This is a genomic window from Candidatus Methylomirabilota bacterium, assembly GCA_036005065.1.
GTDB lineage: Bacteria > Methylomirabilota > Methylomirabilia > Rokubacteriales > DASRDR01 > DASYQW01.
Genome location: DASYQW010000333.1, coordinates 1 through 17517, shown reverse-complemented (window position 1 = coordinate 17517; position 17517 = coordinate 1). Strand labels below are relative to the sequence as shown.

General features: G+C 70.9%; 15 protein-coding genes. 6 read left to right on the top strand and 9 right to left on the bottom strand.

Translation table 11 applies throughout. The features are described 5' to 3' along the window. Positions 1–28 precede the first annotated feature (28 nt). The gene (locus tag VGW35_22375; GenBank protein HEV8310419.1) at positions 29–736 is read left to right on the top strand and encodes a hypothetical protein; all 708 of its coding nucleotides are present in this window, start codon (positions 29–31) and stop codon (positions 734–736) included. Positions 737–877: 141 nt separating this feature from the next. Here VGW35_22375 and VGW35_22370 read toward each other — a convergent pair whose 3' ends face one another. The 6 genes from VGW35_22370 to VGW35_22345 all read right to left on the bottom strand — a co-directional run bounded on the left by VGW35_22370 (position 878) and on the right by VGW35_22345 (position 8174). Beyond that, a complete protein-coding gene (locus VGW35_22370) occupies positions 878–1609 on the bottom strand; it encodes an ABC transporter ATP-binding protein (protein HEV8310418.1) in 732 nt (243 codons plus the stop codon). A gap of 15 nt (positions 1610–1624) precedes the next feature. Next, the gene (locus tag VGW35_22365) at positions 1625–2401 is read right to left on the bottom strand and encodes an ABC transporter ATP-binding protein (protein ID HEV8310417.1); all 777 of its coding nucleotides are present in this window, start codon (positions 2399–2401) and stop codon (positions 1625–1627) included. Further along, positions 2386–3366, bottom strand: coding sequence for a branched-chain amino acid ABC transporter permease (locus VGW35_22360; GenBank protein HEV8310416.1), 981 nt, complete (start codon positions 3364–3366; stop codon positions 2386–2388). The genes VGW35_22365 and VGW35_22360 overlap by 16 nt, the downstream gene beginning before the upstream one ends. 223 nt (positions 3367–3589) lie before the next feature. Continuing rightward, the gene (locus VGW35_22355; GenBank protein HEV8310415.1) at positions 3590–4465 is read right to left on the bottom strand and encodes a branched-chain amino acid ABC transporter permease; all 876 of its coding nucleotides are present in this window, start codon (positions 4463–4465) and stop codon (positions 3590–3592) included. A 1-nt stretch (position 4466) separates the two neighbouring features. Beyond that, a complete protein-coding gene (locus tag VGW35_22350; protein ID HEV8310414.1) occupies positions 4467–6722 on the bottom strand; it encodes a hypothetical protein in 2256 nt (751 codons plus the stop codon). Positions 6723–6800: 78 nt separating this feature from the next. Beyond that, on the bottom strand, positions 6801–8174 hold the full coding sequence (locus VGW35_22345; GenBank protein ID HEV8310413.1) for an ABC transporter substrate-binding protein: 1374 nt from the start codon (positions 8172–8174) through the stop codon (positions 6801–6803). Positions 8175–8325: 151 nt separating this feature from the next. On the opposite strand from VGW35_22345, the gene VGW35_22340 reads away from it, so the two are divergent. Continuing rightward, complete coding sequence (locus VGW35_22340) at positions 8326–10167, top strand: aldehyde ferredoxin oxidoreductase family protein (GenBank protein HEV8310412.1); 1842 nt, start codon at positions 8326–8328, stop codon at positions 10165–10167. A 349-nt stretch (positions 10168–10516) separates the two neighbouring features. Here VGW35_22340 and VGW35_22335 read toward each other — a convergent pair whose 3' ends face one another. Further along, on the bottom strand, positions 10517–10855 hold the full coding sequence (locus VGW35_22335; GenBank protein ID HEV8310411.1) for a type II secretion system protein: 339 nt from the start codon (positions 10853–10855) through the stop codon (positions 10517–10519). Positions 10856–11100: 245 nt separating this feature from the next. On the opposite strand from VGW35_22335, the gene VGW35_22330 reads away from it, so the two are divergent. From VGW35_22330 to VGW35_22315, 4 genes are all read left to right on the top strand, one after another. After that, positions 11101–11430 carry a GYD domain-containing protein gene (locus tag VGW35_22330; protein ID HEV8310410.1) on the top strand — a complete coding sequence of 110 codons (330 nt, stop codon included), beginning with the start codon at positions 11101–11103 and terminating at the stop codon, positions 11428–11430. 71 nt (positions 11431–11501) lie between these two features. After that, positions 11502–13157 carry a urocanate hydratase gene (gene hutU, locus VGW35_22325; protein HEV8310409.1) on the top strand — a complete coding sequence of 552 codons (1656 nt, stop codon included), beginning with the start codon at positions 11502–11504 and terminating at the stop codon, positions 13155–13157. Continuing rightward, positions 13154–14497, top strand: a complete 1344-nt coding sequence (locus VGW35_22320) for an amidohydrolase (GenBank protein HEV8310408.1) — start codon at positions 13154–13156, stop codon at positions 14495–14497. The genes hutU and VGW35_22320 overlap by 4 nt, the downstream gene beginning before the upstream one ends. Positions 14498–14542: 45 nt before the next feature. Continuing rightward, the gene (locus VGW35_22315; protein ID HEV8310407.1) at positions 14543–15358 is read left to right on the top strand and encodes a methyltransferase domain-containing protein; all 816 of its coding nucleotides are present in this window, start codon (positions 14543–14545) and stop codon (positions 15356–15358) included. Here VGW35_22315 and VGW35_22310 read toward each other — a convergent pair. Together VGW35_22310 and VGW35_22305 are read right to left on the bottom strand one after the other, a co-directional pair. Then, positions 15321–16277 carry a nucleotidyltransferase family protein gene (locus tag VGW35_22310; protein ID HEV8310406.1) on the bottom strand — a complete coding sequence of 319 codons (957 nt, stop codon included), beginning with the start codon at positions 16275–16277 and terminating at the stop codon, positions 15321–15323. The genes VGW35_22315 and VGW35_22310 overlap by 38 nt on opposite strands. Before the next feature lie 83 nt (positions 16278–16360). Continuing rightward, positions 16361–17517 (bottom strand): YncE family protein (locus tag VGW35_22305; GenBank protein ID HEV8310405.1); only part of this gene is annotated, 1157 nt, incomplete at its 5' end.

Here is a 17517-nt window from a genome sequence, read left to right as displayed (position 1 = left end):
TACTCCGGTGAGGAGGTGAGGTCGACCGGTGCTCCACGGGATCCGGATCGGGGTCGTCCGCGCGCTGGGCGGCATCGCCACCGCCATCCGGGCCAGACCGAAGACGTTCGCCGCGGTCGCGTCGGCCGTGTTCGTCCTCGACGTCTTCTTGCCGCTGCTCGTGCTTTCCGTGGCCCGCAAGCCCTGGGACTTCTTCACGTTCAATCCGTGGCTGTCGAAGCTTCCCGAATACCTGATCTCGCCGGCCGTCCCGCTCGAGAAGAAGCTCGACTTCTTACCGCGGCTCGCCGTGTTCTGGTTTTCCGCTGACAGCCCGTACGGAGCGCCGGAGTGGGGCTTCGCGGTGGACGTCAGCGACCTCGCACGGTTCGTGTTCATGTCGCTGATCGTGGGCGCCTACTTCGCGCTCTGGTTCTACCGGCGGGACCGGCTCCGGCGGACGGGCTGGGGCGTACGGCTGAGCCGGCACGGCGGGACGGTGGGGGCGTTGACCAGCGTCCTGGGGCTTTCGACGGGACCCTGCAGCGTGGTCGGCTGCGGGGCTCCGGTCATCCCGGTGGTGGGGCTCGCGTTCGTCGGCCTTACCAGCGGCACGCTCAAGCTGCTCGCCGACCTGTCCCGAGCGGCGACCGTCACGGTCCTGGTCGCCATGACGCTGGGCGTCCTCTACTTCGGCTGGCTGATCGGCACCGAGCGCGACGCGGAGGGATCGGTCCCCCTGACTCAGCGCCCGTGAAAAGGTCCCGGAGGGCGGTGCTCGCGCTCACATCCGGTCGCCCGCCACCGCCTGGTCCGCTCCGAGCGGCGGCTTTGCCGCCGCAACGATCCTCGGGGGGAGGTCTCGGAGGGGGTGTTCCGACACCCCCTCCGATTGAGGTCAGCCGCGGATCGTCTTCATCACCTCCGCGTTCTCGAAGGCGCTCCGTGGCGATCCCTCGAAGATGATCTCGCCGCGGTCGATCGCATAGAGACGGTCCGCGATCCGGCCGGCCGTCACCAGATTGGACTCGGCGATCAAGAGCGAGATCCCCAGGTCCTTGATCCCCTTGACGGCCTCGACGAAGCGGCTCACGACGACCGGCGCCAGGCCCTCGAAGGGCTCGTCGAGGAGCAGGATCGACGGCGAAAGGGTCAGGGCCCGCGCGATCGCCACCATCTTTTTCTGGCCGCCGCTCAGGTGGAGCCCCCGTCGCTGGCGGAACTGCCGCACCTCGGGGAAGAGGGCGTAGATCTTCTGATCCGAGTCCTCGGGAGAGGCGGTCCGGGTGGCGTCGGCCAACCAGTGGCTGATCTCGAAGTTCTCCTCGACGGTCAGGTCGGGGAAGATGCCGGCATCTTCGGGCGCGTACCCGATGCCGAGCCGCGCCCGCCGGTGGGTGGGGAGGCGGCTGATGTCCTGCCCCCGCAGGGTGACGCGGCCCGACCGGACCGGCAAGAGCCCCATGATGCTCTCGATGGTCGTCGTCTTGCCGGCCCCGTTGCGACCGACCAGGCACACCGCTTCGCCGTCGTTCACAGCCAGCGAGACGGCCCGGAGAACGTGGGCCGCACCCCGGTAGGTCTCGATCCGGTCGAGCTCCAGTACCGCCGGACGCCCAGAGGTGGCCATCGCTCGGCCGGGCCGTCAGGTGGCGGCGTGGGTGCCGAGCAGGGTCATGCTGACCTGCTCGTTCCGACGGATCTCGCCGGGCGTGCCGTCGGCCAGGATCGTCCCCTGGTGCATCACCACGATGCGGTCCGAGTACCTGAAGACGACGTCCATGTCGTGCTCGATGATCACGGCCGTGATCCGCCCGGACCGGACGACGCCGGTGATGATGTCCATGATGGGAGCTTTCTCGCGGGTGCTCACGCCGCTGGTCGGCTCGTCGAGGAACAGGAGCTTCGGCCGGAGCGCGTAGGCCACCGCCACGTCCAGCAGCTTGCGCTCCCCCTGCGAGAGTCCGCCCGCCACCGCCCCGGCTCTGGCCTCGAGGCCGAACTGCTGGAGCACCTCCATCGCCTCTTGACGGACGGCGGCATCGTGATCGGCGAGGGTGAACAGGCGGCGCGTCTTGCCCTCCCGGGCGAAGACGGAGAGCGCCACGTTGTCGAGCGTGGTGAGCTGGTCGAAGAGGTTGACGAGCTGGAAGCTGCGGGCGATTCCCTCCGCGATCCGCTCGTGGACGGACTGCTGGGTGACGTCGGTGCCCTGGAAGACGATGCTTCCGCCGTCGGGTCGCAGCAGGCCGCTGATGAGGTTTACGAGCGTCGTCTTCCCGGCGCCGTTCGAGCCGATGAGGGCGAGCAGCTCTCCCTGGGTGACCACGAAGTCCACGCCGTCCGCGGCGCGGGTTTCGCCGAAGTACTTCGTCAGACGCTTGGTCTCCAGCAGGCTCACGGGACTCAGGCGGACCGCCATCTCAGGATCAGCCGGTTCGCGGTGCCGACGATGCCCGCCGGCAGGGCCAGAACCAGGACGACGAGCACCACCCCCAGCACCATCTGCCAGTATACGGTGTGGCCCACCGCGTAGGTCTCCAGGTAGTTGTAGACGACCGCGCCGACGATCGGCCCCACGAAGGTCTGGAAGCCTCCCAGCACGGTGAAGAACACGATCTTCCCCGAGAACGTCCAGTGCAGGATGTCCGGGGTGGTGAGCCCGTTGAGCGGGACCCACAGCGCGCCTGCCAGCCCGGTATAGGCGCCGGAGACGAGGAATGCCAGCCAGCGGTAGCGCCGGACCTGGATGCCGACGAACTCGGCCCGCGTCTCGTTGTCGCGGATCGCCTGGAGCGCCTTGCCGAAGGGCGAATGCACGATGACCCACATGACGGCGGCGCAGACGACGAAGATGGCGAGCACGTAGTAGTAATACCGATAGGCCAGGAAGTCCAGCTTGTCTCCGGTCTTGCCGAGCTCGATCAGACCGCCCAGCAGGGTCGGGGTGGGGACCCGCAAGCCATCGGTCCCGCCGGTGACCCAGAAGAACTTGAACGCGAGGCTCCAGAGCACCTGGGACAGCGCGAGCGTCAGGATGCCGAAGAAGATCCGCGTGTAGCGGACGCAGGGAATCCCGAGCAGCGCGGCCAGGACTCCCGCGGCCAGCATGCCGCCCACCGCGAAGGCCTCCATCGACGTGAGCCTGAGGTACTTGACCATGAAGGCGACGGCGTAGGCGCCGATGCCGAAATACGCGGAATGGCCGAAGGAGAGAAGACCGGTGTAGCCGAGCAGCAGGTTGAAGCCGAGCGCGGCGATCGCGAGGATGAGCCCGTAGGAGAGGAGCACGGTCTGGTACGGCGCGACGCCGAGAGGCAGCAGCGCCAGCGCCAGCAGCACGGGCGCCGCCACCAGGGAGAAGCGCCGAGGGGACACGGTTCTCATGCGCGGCGCTCGCGAACGACCCGGCGCGACGGGTATCGGCCCGGGCCGCTCATGCGCGGGTCTCGGCGACGGTCAACGTACCGAGCGCCTTTCGCTGGGACCGGGCCGAGACCCGAGCGCCGGTAGGACGCAGGGAGGAGGCGGCCCGAGGCGTATGCCGCATACGTTGAGGGCCGCCGACGACCGAGGACGCCCCGGCGCGACGGGTATCGGCCCGGGCCGCTCATGCGCGGCCGAAGAGCCCGGCCGGCCGGACCAGCAGGACCATGGCCGCCATCAGGTAGAGGACCGCCAGCTCGACCTCCGGGAAGAAAGAGATCCCGAACTCGCGCACGATCCCGACCATGAGCGCCCCCAGCAGGGCCCCCTCGAGGCTGCCGAGCCCGCCGATGACGACCACCACGAAGGCCAGCACGAGCGCGTCGACCCCCATGCCCAGCACGGCGCCTTGCTGGGGCACGACGATGGCGCCCCCCAGGCCGGCCATGAAGCAGCCCAGGGTGAAGGCCTGGACGTAGACGCGGTTCACGTTTACCCCGAGCGCCGCGGCCATCCGCATGTTCTGGGAGGTAGCCCGCAGGATGACGCCGAACTTGGTCTTGTAGACGAACGCCCACAGGGCCGCGGCGGCGATGCCCCCGACCACGATGACGATCAGGTTGTAGGTCGGGTAGATGTTGTCGCCGATGGCGAGGCTCCCGGGTGCCTCGAACAGGGCACTGGCGGCCAGGGGATAGGGCCCCCAGATGAGCCGCATGAGGTCCTCGAGGATGAGGAGCAGGCCGAACGTGATGAGCAGCTGGTACTCCTCCGCCCGCCGGTAGAGCGGCCGGAGGAGGGTAGGCTCGAGGACGGCGCCGAGCGCGGCGGCGGCCAGGGCGCCGGCGGGCAGCAGCACGTAGAGGAGAGCGTCCGGGACACTGCCGAGGGCCCGGCCCACCGCCCACGCCGTCACGTAGGCGCCGAACGCGTAGAGGTTGCCGTGGGCGAGGTTGACGATCCGCATCACGCCGTAGATGAGGCTCAGCCCTCCGGCGATGAGGAACAGGATGGACGCGTAGAGCAGCGAGTTGAAGAGATGGATGACGAGGATGTCCATGTCAGGAGGGGCCCCCCGGCTGGTAGGGGAGCACGCGGACCTCCGGGCTCACGTAGTTGTCTCCGAGGTACAGCGCGACGGCCAGCGTGTAGGGCCCCGGCCTCGGCAGCCCGCCGAGATCGACGGCGAAGACGCCCCGCCCCGCATAGGGCGCGGTCCCCGCGACCAGGATCTCGCCCGCCGGGCCGACCACCACGTACCGGCAGACCGGCGTCTCGCCGCCCGTGGTCTGGGTCCGCAGCGGCTCGCGGACGATGCGGAGGTCGCGCTGGAACTTCTGCGCGACCTCCACGTCCGCGTGGATCTCCACGCGCTGGCCCTGCGCGTCGACCTTCGCGGCGTAGGCGCGGAGCGGAATCGCGTAGCGGTCATAGGAGCCGACTCCCAGCGGATACGTGAAGTCGCGGAAGACCGAGAGCACCGCGCCCGCCGGCGACCAGCTCTCCAGCTGGTAGGGGCCGTTGGTGACCAGGAAGTGCCGCCGCGTCCGGTAGAAGCGCTGGAGCGAGACCCAGCGCTCCCGGGCATCCGCCGCGCTCACGATTCCCCGGAGGGTAGGGGGGACGTGGCCCTGCCGCGCGAAGTCATCGACCAGGGACGCCAGCGCGTCCTTGACCTTCTGGTCCCGGACGAGGTCGAGCCACACGACGCCCCGGCGCGTCGCCTCGTCTTGGGAGAACGCGCCGACGCCCCGCCGGACGGCCTCCTCCATGAGGGCGAGGACGTGCCAGGGCACCGGGCTCCAGGGCGGCGCCACCGAGGCGACCTGCTGGGGATCGGCCCCCGGGTCGTTCCCGTAGACCTCGATGGTGTGGACGACGTACACGAACTTGACCTCGCCGAACTCCCGGACGCTCGAGTCGACCCGGACCACCCGGAAGCCGGCCAGCCACTCCCGGAGGCGGGCCGTGCCGGCGTCGATCACGGGGTCGTACTCGCTCCCGCCCGCCGGACGCTTCACACCCCAGCGCGCCGCGAGGCTGAACGGGTAGAGCACGTCGGCGACCGCCATGGGGGTGCCGTCGTGGAACGCGGAGGTCAGCACCGTGTACACGATCTTCACCCGGGCGCGTTGCCCGGCGCCGACCTCGCGGAGGAGCCCCGTGCCCGGCTCCGGGAGCAGCGCGTCCCTGGGAACCTCCATCCCGGCGGGCGTTCCAGGGCTGACCGACGCCGTGGTGACCCGGTTGCCGATCCAGGTCGCGCTCTGCGGCGCCGGGAAGAAAGCCGGGTCGCCGACCGCGAACCAGACCAGCCGACCAGCCGCGTCGGTGAAGCCGCCGACGGGATTCCAGGCGGCGGCGGGCCGGGTCGCGATCCCGAGCCGCAGCCAGCCGTTCCAGGGAAAATCCTTCAGCTTGACCGTCCGGAGGAAGATCGGGGAGCTGAGCCCGCTGTGCGCGTCGTGGGCGACGTTCTCGACACCGTCCGAGAACTCGGCGTTGAAGAGCTCGCGCCTGACCGTATAGCCGACGACGACGCGCTCGCAGCCGGCGCCGAGGAGCGACACGAGCCGCCGCTCCAGATTGAGCCGCTCGCGCGGGCTGTCGTGAGCGCCGGTCTGAAGACGCCGATAGATGCCCTCGACGGCGCGCCGAGCGACGTCGTCGGTGAGGGTCCCGGCGTGGAGGAGATAGGCGTGAAACCACCCTTCCTTGAGCCAGGGGGGACCGAGCCATCCGTTGAGGCTCATCCGGTAGGGTGCCAGGAGGTCATCCAGCTCGAGCTCCTCGACGGCGGCGTCCCACTCGGCCGCGGCGGGCTGCCCGGCGGCTCGCCATCGGATCGGTGGAGCGGCCGGCGCCGACCCCGCGCGGGGCGCCCGGGCCTTCGTCGCCGCGCCCGCCAGGTCGGCATGGTGGAGGTAGTCCGCGTGGAAAGGGGTCACCGGGTACGGGTGGAACACGTAGGCCGTCGTGGCCGGCGCCCCGGCGACCACCCGGGAGGCAGCGGCGCAGCGGGCCTCGCGGTCTCGCCACGCGCTGGCGGCGCCGTTGAAGCGGACGACGACGTAGGACCCGAGAGACTCGACGGACCGAAGGCTGGCCGGCAGCGCGCCCCCGGCCAGGGGATCGCGGCCGACGTAGGCGTGGAGGGCGCCCTTCTCGAGTTCGGCCGGCGCCGCCCCGGGATCGACGGCCTCGAGGCGGATCTCCTGAGGGTAGTACGACGGATAGAACGGGAGCTCGTGTCCGGCCTCGGCGGAGCCGGCCGCGAGCACACACCAGGCGAGCAGACCAGCCGGGAGGAGTCGCACAGGACGAGGCGCCGGCGGGTTCGGCAAGGCTCGTCCCACGCCCTGCCGAACCCGCCGGCCGCTCTCAGACAGACCCGTCTAGGAAACCTTGGGCCAGGTCTGCTCGATCCAGGTGTAGGTCGACGTGGGCTCCCCCTTCGGCCAGCCCGGGGGCGCCGTGATGTTCCGGATCGGAATGGTGATCATGCGGTTCGGGTCGAGAACCTGGAACGGATACTCCGGCAGGTTCTTGCTGAACCCGGTCACCGCGTCCTTGTACGCCTGGTGATTGTCGGGCCGGAAGTAGATGTAGCCGGCCGGGCCGGCCATGCCCAGGTTTTCCAGCTGGCTGACGATGGCGTCATCCTCGGGCCAGCCGCCGGCCAGCTTGTTGGCCCGCTCGATGGCGTTCTTCAGCATGTACATGGTGACGTAGGAGCCCTCCGACTGGAAATTCGGATACTCCTTCCACTTCTCGAAGTACTTCTTGACGAACTCGGTGTTGGCCGGCCACCGGTTCCCGGGCGGGTAGGTGAAATAGTAGTTCGAGTGGACGCCGGCGATGACCCCCTCCGGATGGTCCTTGCCGATCGCGTGGGGCGCGACGCCGAAGGCGATCGTGCTGGCGAACTTCATCTTCTTGAAGAGGTCGTACCGGAGGGCCTGCTTGTACATCGCGACGTAGTCGCCGCCCCAGACCGAGGAGACCAGCAGGTCCGGCTTGGCCGAGATCGCCTTGGTGATGTGGGAGGTGAAGTCGGTCGTCCCGAGCTTCGGCCACCCCTCCGAGACCACCTCGACGTTCCCCATGAGCTTCTTCATCGCGATGTTGAGGTGGTCGAAGGCATTCCGGCCGTACGAGTAGTCGGGGTGGATGTGGGCGATCTTCCGAGCCTGAGGCCAGGTCTGCGCGATAGCCACCGCGCAGGTCACGCCGTCGGCCGACTGGATGTTGGTGATCCGGAAGATGTAGTGAGGGTTGGGCACCGCCTTGTCGAACAGGAAGTCGGTGCAGCCGTCGACGAAGATGGTCAGGAGCTTCAGCTCCTCCGCCACCGGGCCGAGGGCCGGCGTGTTGCCGCTGGAGATGACGCCGGTGAAGAGGTCGATCTGCTCCGACAGCTTCATCCGGCGCATTTCCTTGACGTTCGAATCGGTGCCGGCCGCCTCGTCGGCCTTGAGCACCTCGATCTTGCGCTTGCCCAGGAAACCACCGTGCGCGTTGATCTCGTCGACGGCCAGCATCAGCCCCTTGTAGGAGGGCTCCCCGAGGACGGCCGCCGGGCCCGTGAAGAAGGTCATGTGCCCGACCTTGAACGGCTTGTCGGGGATGTTGCCCTTGGGCGGGGTCTGGGTCTGGGCCTGGGCCAGCGTGGGGCCGGCGACCGGCGCAGCCGCCGCGCCCACCGCGGCCCCGCCCATGGTCACGCCCAGGCTCTTCAGGAAATCGCGGCGATTGGGTTGCTCCGCCATCGTCGTTCGTCCTCCATGCGGGTTTCGGACGTTAGGGGGGGTCGGTACGACGGTCAAACTGGTAAGCATCTCGTAACAGTGTGCGGTTGGATTGTCAAGAGCCTTCCTGTGGGTTAGTCTTCGAAGGCGAGCAGGACGGGAGGCCAGCACGATGACGGGTTACGGAGGCCGCATCCTCCACGTCGATCTGACTACGGGGGCGAGCGACATTCGCGTCCTCGAAGAGGGGACCGCGCGCGCCTTCCTGGGCGGGAACGGCCTGGCCGCGCGCCTCCTGTGGGAGGCGGTGCCGGCCGGCGTCGACCCGTCCGACCCGGCCAACGCGATCGCGCTCGCCGTGGGGCCGATCACCGACACCCTGGTGCCGGGGAACAGCCGGGCCTGCATCGCCACCAAGTCCCCGCTCACGGGCCTGTTCTTCGACTCGACCTTCGGGGGTCGCTTCCCGGCGACCCTGAAGCGCACCGGATTCGACGCGGTGCTCATCACCGGCCGCGCGCCGCACCCCGTCTACCTCGTGATCGGCGAAGGCGGCGCCACGCTCCGGGATGCCCGCCCGCTCTGGGGGCGGACCACGCGGGAGACGGTCGAGGCGATCCAGGCGGCCGAGGGCGCCGAGACCGACGCGCTCGCCATCGGCCCGGCCGGGGAGAACCGGGTCCGGTACGCCTGCCTCGCCCACTACTGGAAGAACCGCGAGGGCGTCGCCGGGCGCGGGGGGATCGGCGCCGTCTGCGGCGCCAAGAACCTGAAGGCGATCGGCGTGGCCGGCAGCCGGAAGACGGCCGTCGCGGATGCGCCGCGGCTCAAGCGGCTCATCGACGAGACGCGGGAGCCGATGAAGAAGGGCACGGCCAACCTCTCCATCTACGGGACCCCGTTCCTCACCGGCCCGATCAACGCCCTCGGCGGGCTGGGCGCCTTCAACCTGAAGCACGAGGTCTTCGCCCAGGCGGACGTCATCGACGGCCGGTCGCTCAAGGAGCACTACCACGACCGGGACACGACGTGCCTCAAGTGCCCGGTGGCCTGCGGCAAGCAGTTCGCCGTCCCCGAGGGCGTGCCGGGCTACGGCGGCGTCCGCGGGAAGATGCCGGAGTACGAGACGCTCTTCGCCTTCGGCTCCATGCTCGGGAACACCAACGCGCCGAGCCTCATCCAGGCCAACATCCTGTGCGATCTCCTCGGGCTCGATTCCATCTCGATGGGGGTGACGCTCGCCTTCGTCGCCGAGTGCCTGGAGCGCGGGCTCCTACGGCCCGAGGAGGTGGGGGTCCCCTTCGGCTGGGGCGATCACGCCGGGATGATCCGGCTCATCGAGCAGACGGCCCGCCGGGAGGGCTTCGGCGCCCGTCTGGCCGAAGGGTCCCGGCGCCTGGCGGCCGAGATCGGCCGGGACGCCGAGCGCCTCATCTACGCGGTCAAGGGCCTCGAGCTGCCGGCCCACTCGGCGCGGGCCCTCAAGGGCATGTCGATCGGATACGCGACCGCGACGCGCGGCGGGAGCCATCACGACACGCGGCCGACCCCCCAGTACGCCCCGGGCTTCGACCGCCGCTCGACGGCGGACAAGCCGGCCTTCGCCATCGCGAGCCAGCACTTCACCGCCGTCGACGACAGCCTGGTCATGTGCCGCTTCACCTCGGAGCGGGGCTTCGGGCTGTTCGTCAACGAGACCTACGCCGGTCTGGTCTCGGCCGTGACGGGCTGGGACATGGACGGGGCGGAGCTCGAGCGGGTGGGTGAGCGGATCGTCAACGTCGAGCGGCTGTTCAACGTGCGGGAAGGCGTCCGGCGCCCGGACGACGTGCTGCCCTGGAAGGTGATGCACGAGCCGATCCCGGAGGGCCCGTCGGCCGGCATGTACTGCCCGCCGGACGAGCTCGACACGATGCTCGACGCCTACTACGCGCTCCGCGGCTGGGACGCGAACGGCCTCCCCACGCGGGAGCGCCTGGCGGCGCTCGGACTGGGGAGCCTCCCCGGTCTCTAGGAGGCTGCAAGGTTGACCACGCGCCACGCGGTTACCCGACCGGTGGCGGAGCCCCGCTCCGAGGGCCCTAGGAGCCTGTCGGGGTAACCAGGCGCAACGGCTCGCCCAACCGTCCACGGTTGGTGTTCCGCTCCGAGCGCGGGCTTTGCCCGCGCAACCGACTCTTGGGGGTGGGTCTGGGAGGGGGCCGCGGAGGCCCCCTCCCATTGTCTAGTAGATGGGAGGGGGCCTCGACGGCCCCCTCCCAAACCTCCCCCAGGAGGGGTTGCGGCGGCGAAGCCGCCGCTCGGAGCACTCCTCGATGCACCACGCGCTCGGTGGTCGGCGCCGGGGTTACTCCGACAGGCTCCTAGCAGCGGGAGGAGTCGTCGATCATGAGGCCGACCTGCCCGCTGCCGGGATCGTAGGTGTAGTCGTTCCCGTCGCACTGGAAGTTCGGCGGCGGGCTCAGCAGCGCTGCCACGGCATCCTTGCTCGCCGGCCACTGCCCGTTCTGGGCGTAATAGATCTGGAGCGAGCTGCGGATGGCCGCCAGGGTGGCGCGGTCGGCCGTGAGCCGTGCCTGGGAGAGCGGGCGCTCCTTCTGGATCGTCTCGAGCGTCTTCTGCGTCGAGCCGAGGTACGCGTACAGGACAGAGCCCACGATCGCGAGCACGACCAGCAAGATGGCGATCTCGACGAGGCCCACGCCTCGCTCGCCACCGCCCGGCCACCTGCCCGTTCGTCCGCCGGTCGACGCCACGCGTTCCCTCCTCAGGGAGCGGTCGCGCTATCTTGGGACGCGGGTCGAATCCCTGTCAAGGGACGCGCTCACCAGGCTCGCCAGGCCGACTCCTTCCCGGATCGCCGTCGCGCGGGTCGGTCTCATCACATGGCGGGGTCACGCAACCCGGTGTACAATAAGGCTCCGCACACCCGAGAGGAGGGTCGGTGATGGCGCTCTACATCATGCTGTCGACGCTGTCGGAGACCGGCCGGAAGGTCATCCGGAAGCTGCCGGGGTCGATCCGGAAGGTCAACGAGGAGGTCGGGCGGATGGGCGTCAAGGTCCTCGCCCAGTACGCCGTCCTCGGCCCGTATGACTTCGTCACCGTCGTGGAGGCGCCGGACAACGAGACCATCGCGAAGGTCTCAATGGAGCTCGGCGCGCGGGGCTCGGTGCAGATGATGACGATGGCGGCCATTCCGGTCGACACGTTCATCAAGCGCCTCGCGGGTCGTCCGGCCGGAAACGGCCGCGGCGGAGCCCGTCGCCGGCGCTGATCCCGGGGCGGCGCGCCGCCCGACCCGCCCCGCGCCTCACCGACCCCGCGCCCGCACGCGAAGGAGCGCCCATGGCCACGCGCGGACCGATCCGGGCTGCCCGGGGAACCCGCCTGACGTGCCGGAGCTGGCCGCAGGAGGCGGCCCTCCGGATGCTCATGAACAACCTCGACCCCGAGGTGGCCGAGCGCCCCGAGGATCTCGTCGTCTACGGGGGAGCGGGGAAGGCCGCCCGGAGCTGGGAGGCATTCGACCGGCTGGTCAGCTGTCTCACCACGCTGGGCGACGACGAGACCCTCCTGGTACAGTCGGGCAAACCCGTCGGGATCTTCCGCACGACCGAGGACGCCCCCCGCGTCCTCATCGCCAACGCGCTGCTGGTTCCGGCCTGGGCCACCTGGGACGAGTTCCGGCGGCTCGAGGCCCTGGGGCTCACGATGTACGGGCAGATGACCGCGGGCTCGTGGATCTACATCGGGACCCAGGGCATCCTCCAGGGCACCTACGAGACGTTCGGGGCGTGCGCCCGGAAGCACTTCGGCGGCTCGCTCCGGGGCCGATGGGTCCTGACGGCGGGCCTCGGGGGGATGGGCGGCGCCCAGCCCCTGGCCATCACCCTGAACGACGGGGTCGCGCTGTGCGTCGAGGTCGACCCGGAGCGGATCGAGCGGCGTCTGAAGACGCGCTACCTCGACACGGCCGTCGATGACCTCGACGGCGCGCTCCGGGAAGTGGACGCGGCCTGCATGAGGCGCGAGGCGCGCTCCATCGGGCTCTGCGGGAACGCGGCCGACGTCTACCCCGAGCTGGTGCGTCGCGGAATCACCCCGCCGATCGTCACCGACCAGACCGCCGCCCACGACCTCCTCACGGGCTACGTGCCGCGCGGGCTCTCGGTCGACGCGGCCCGCGACCTGCGAGCCCGGGATCCCGAGGAATATCTCCGCCGGGCCCGGGCGTCGGTGGCGATCCACGTCCAGGCGATGCTCGACTTTCAGCGGGCCGGCGCGGTGGTCTTCGACTACGGGAACAACATCCGGACCGAGGCCTTCCAGGCGGGGGTGCATGATGCCTACGCCTTTCCGGGGTTCGTCCCGGCCTTCATCCGCCCGCTGTTCTGCGAAGGCAAAGGCCCGTTCCGCTGGGTCGCCCTCTCGGGGGAGCCTGACGACATCGCGGTCACCGACCGGGCGCTCATCGAGGCCTTTTCTGACGACCCGCACCTCACCCGCTGGCTTCGCCTGGCCGGCGAGCGCGTCGCCTACCAGGGTCTGCCCGCGCGGATCTGCTGGCTCGGCTACGGGGAGCGGGCCCGCGCCGGCGCGATCTTCAACGAGCTGGTGGCTTCGGGCCGCGTGAAGGCGCCGATCGTGATCGGCCGGGACCATCTCGACGCGGGCTCGGTCGCTTCGCCCTACCGGGAGACCGAGGCGATGCGGGACGGGTCCGACGCGATCGCCGACTGGCCGGTCCTCAACGCGCTCCTGAACGCCGTGGCCGGGGCGCACTGGATCTCCGTGCATCACGGCGGGGGCGTGGGCATCGGCTACGCGCTCCACGCGGGCATGGTCGTGGTGGCCGACGGCTCGCCGGCCACGGCGGCCCGGCTCGAGCGCGTGCTGACGACCGACCCCGGGACCGGCATCGTCCGCCACGCGGACGCCGGGTATCCGGAGGCGGTGGCCGCCGCGCGGCGTCACGGGCTCCAGATTCCCGGCCTCACGTGACCCCGGCGGCCGCGAGGCCTCCCGCTGACTCGCTGATCCTCGTTCCGGAGCTCTGCTACAGCGGGGGCGCCTTTCACCCGGACTGGGCGGTTGCGATCGCCGACGGGCGCATCGCCGCCGCCGGGCCGCGCGCGGCCGTGGCCCCCGAGACCCGGACCACCGCCGTGGCGCTTCCCGGGAGGGTCCTCCTGCCGGGCGGCGTCAACGCCCACGCTCATTCGTTCCAGTCGCTCCTGCGGGGGCTCGGCGACGATCTCGACTTCATGAGCTGGCGGGACCGCGTGCTCTACCCCTTCTCGCGGCGGCTCGACGCGCGGGGGATCGAGATCGGCGCCGCCTTCGCCTTCGCCGAGATGCTCCGGCACGGGATCACGACCGTCGTGGACTTCTTCTACATCCAGGCCGGCGGCAATGCGAACGCGGAGGCGGTGATCCACGCCGCCCGGCGGGTCGGGATCCGGCTGGTCCTGGCCCGCGCGTTCTACGACTGGACGGGGGCGCCACCCGAGTACCGCGAGACGCCGGCCGACGCGGCGGCCCGCTGCCGCGCGCTGATGGCGGCCTGCGCCGGGGACTCGACGGTCACGGTGCAGCCCGCCCCGCACAGCCTCCACGGCGCCTCCCCCGAGATGATCCGGGCCGGCGCCGAGATCGCCGAGGCGGCGGGGGTCCCGTTTCACATTCACGTGGCCGAGTACCGGGCCGAGCGCGTCGAGGTCGAGCGGCGGCACGGCCTGACGCCGGTCCGCTACCTCGACACGCTCGGGGTTCTCGGCCCGCGCACGATCGCGGTCCACTGCGTCTGGCTCGACGAGGGCGAGCTTCGCCTGATGGCCGAGCGCGGGGCGCGCGTCGCCTATTGCCCGTCGTCCAACATGATCCTGGGTGACGGCGTCACCAAGCTCCGCGAGATGCGAGCCCTCGGGATCCCGGTGGCGCTCGGCACCGACGGAGGCTGCACGAACAACCGGCTGTCGGTCTTCGAGGAGATGCGGATGGCCGCGCTCCTCCAGAAGGTCACCCACCTCGACGGCACCGTGTTCACCGCCGAGGAGGCGTTCCGGCTCGGCACGGCGGGTGGCGGCGAGGTGCTGGGGCTGCCCCTGGGAGAGGTGGCGCCCGGGCAGCTCGCCGACCTGGTGGCGCTCGACCTCGGCCACCCCTCGCTCCATCCCCCGACCCGGCTGCTCAAGAGCGTCGTCTATGCCCTCTCGCCGCAGGCGATCACCGACGTGTGGGTGCACGGCGCCCCGGTCGTCCGCCAGGGCCGCCTCGCCACCGCGGACGAAGGGGCGCTCCTGGCGTCGGTGCGGGACCTGACCCGGGACTGGCGGGCATGAGAGCGGCGCCGGCCGTGCGTCTCGGGCCCCTCGGCGCCTGATCGGGTGGGACTCCTCCGCGACGCCGTCTTCTCGAGTCTCTCCCGGCTGGGGCGCCTCCTCGAGCGGGCCGCGGCGCTGCCCTCCTACGCGGCGGCCGGCACGGTCCGGCTCGAGGAGCTCCGTCAGGCCATCCGGAGCGAGTGGGACGAGGCGGACGCCAATGACTCCCAGGCCTACATCGCGTCCGGCCTGACGTTCTGGGAGCGGGATCTCTACCTGCGGCTCGTGAAGCGCGAGGACGACATTCTGGTGGTCGGATGCGGGACTGGACGGGAGTTGCTGGCCCTGCTCGAGAGCGGTTATCGGGCGGTCGGCCTCGACCTGTCTCCCCGGGCCATCACGGTCGCCCGCCGGACCTTAAGTGACCGTGGGCTGGCCACCCAGCTCATCACGGGCGCGATCGAGACGCTTCCCCTCGCCTCACGCTTCGATGTGGTCATCTTCGCCAACCACTGCTACAGCTACGTCCCGCAGTCCCGGGTCCGGATCGACACGCTCCGGAAGGTCACGGCGGCATTGAATCCGGGCGGCCGCATCGTGGTGAGCTATTTCGTGGCCCAGCCCCCGCCGAGTCGACTCCCGATGCGGCTGACGCAACTCGTCGCCTGGCTCAGCGGCGCGGACTGGCGCCCGGAGTACGGTGACGTCTTCCGCGTCGCGCCTCACGGAAGAGCGCTCGGGCACTACGAGCACCGGTTCCCGGCGGCTGAGTTCGAACAGGAGGTGCGCGCGGCCGGCCTCGTCTCTCTCTTCCACGATCCGAACGCGGGCCTGGCGGCCCTCACCGACCTCGAAGGCGCCGGAGTCCCAGCGACATGACGTCGCGCCCCCGGTCGAGCAGGAAGAGCGGCACCAGGTAGTCCTGGTACGGGATCGAGCCGAGCGTGGCGATCCGGGGGAGGAGCCAGCGCTCGAGCAGCGCGATGCGCCCTGAGCGCGGGCGCAGGCGGGCCAGCACGGAGACGGGGACGTCGAGGCCGACCGTGGACCGCGCGCCGGCGAGCGCGGCGTAGACGGCGCCCGTCAGCCGCGCGTCCGCCACCCGGGCCGCCAGGTCCGCCCAGTCGAGGTCGCCCTGCCACGCTCTGGCCATCATCGCGAGGTCGCAGTACCAGAGCAGCCCCTGGAGCCCGTGGTTCACGGCCAGGTGAACGCACGCGTGGATCACGGCGTCGCCGGGCGACAGCGTCCGGGCCGCGCTCCCGCCGAGCGTGACCGCGCGGGCCCGCTCCCAGACGCCATCGGCCCAGCGGCCTGCCGTCGGGCCCGACTTCGCGTCGACCAGTGCCCAGTGGAGATCGACCACCGCCCGCGCGGAGGGGGTCGCCGACGGCACCAGCACCGTGGCGGCGCGCCGATCGAGGTCCTGCTCGGCGTACGGCGCGGCGTATCCCAGCGGCTCGAGCGCCGTGCGGGCTCGGGGGACATCGTGGCGCCGGACGAGCAGGTCGATGTCCTCCATCGGACGCAGGGCCGGGTTCCCGTAGACGGGCTCGGCCAGCGCCATGCCCTTGAGGACGAGAACGGGGACGGAAGCCGCCCGGAGGGCGTCGAGGAGTTCGGCGAGCTGACGCGAGAGCGCGGCATGCCGCCGGGCGGCGCCGTAGTAGTCGGATTCGAGCGACGCCAGCAACCCGGGTGGCCCGCCGAGGCGGCGGAGGATCGAATAGGCGAGGGGGCCGACTCGCCGCCGGCGGAGGGCAGCCACCAGGACGTCGGGATCGAGCGGGGCGCTCAGCGCCCGCGTCAGCGCCGACGCGTCGGCCGTCTCCAGCGCCGCCGAGCAGAGGAGCAGCGTCGCGGCGTCGGTGGCCGACGAGGTCAGCGGGGGAGATCGATGAGGATCAGGTTGTTCCGCGTGACCGGCCCGACGGCGGCACTGGTCGCGATCGCGACCTTCCCGGCGACGTCCCAGGCGAGGTCGAAGGGAGCCTCGGCTCCCCCCGACCCCAGCTTGACGACGTCGCCCAGGGCGAAGGTCTGGAGGTCGACGAACAGGATGTCGTTGCTGGTCGTGTCGGCCACCATCGCCCGGTGGGCTCCGGCGTCGATCGCGACCCCCTGGGGGAGCTGTCCCACGGGGATCGTCCGGTCGACCCGGCGCCGGCCGAGGTCGATGAGCGCGAGCGAGTCATCGAGCGAGTTGGCCACCAGCGCCTCGTCGAGCCCGGGATCGACCGCCGGGAGCGTCGCCCCCACGCCCACCCGCAAGGTCCTCAGGACCTGACCGCTCGCGACGTCGACCAGGATCGCGCTGCTGGCGCCGACGAAGTCTTGGTCCACGACCACCGCGAGGTTCGTGGACGGATTGACGGCGACGTAGGTCGGGTTCGTGGCGCCCGCCAGCGGGATGGTGCGCACGAGCTGCTTGGTCCCGAGGTCGATGACCGAGAGCGTGAGGTCGCCGACGTTGGTGACGACGGCCTGATTGGTCGTCGGGTTCACCGCGACTCCGAAGGGGAAGTATCCCACCGGAACCGTGGTGATCACGCTCGCCGCGGGGTCCCCGAAGTTCACCTCGACCACCGACGCCGTGTCGCCGGCCGGGTCCGTCACCACGAAGATCCCCCGGGCCGGATCCGCGTCGATGTCGCCGAGGAACCCCGCCGTGCTCGGGACGCCGATCGGCGCATCGATGAGGCTCTTGCCCGCCAGGCTCACGAGCTGGACCCGGTCCTGGAGGGTGACCGCCGCCACGCCCGGGGCGACCAGCGTCACGTGCTCGGGATGCCCGGCCACGGTCGGGACGGGCAGCACGCTGACCGTGTAGCCCGGAGGCGGCGGCGCCGGGACCCGGACCGTGAAGGGCTGGTCGAACGAGAGGCCCCCGCCCGGCGGGGGGTTGAAGACTCTCACCGCGTAGACCCCCGGCGTCGTCAGCAGGCTGGCCGGAATCGTGGCATTGATCTGCACCGGGGGGTTGGCGAGTAAGGGGACGGCGGGGATCGGCGTGCAGGTCGCGCCGCAGAAGAGCACCT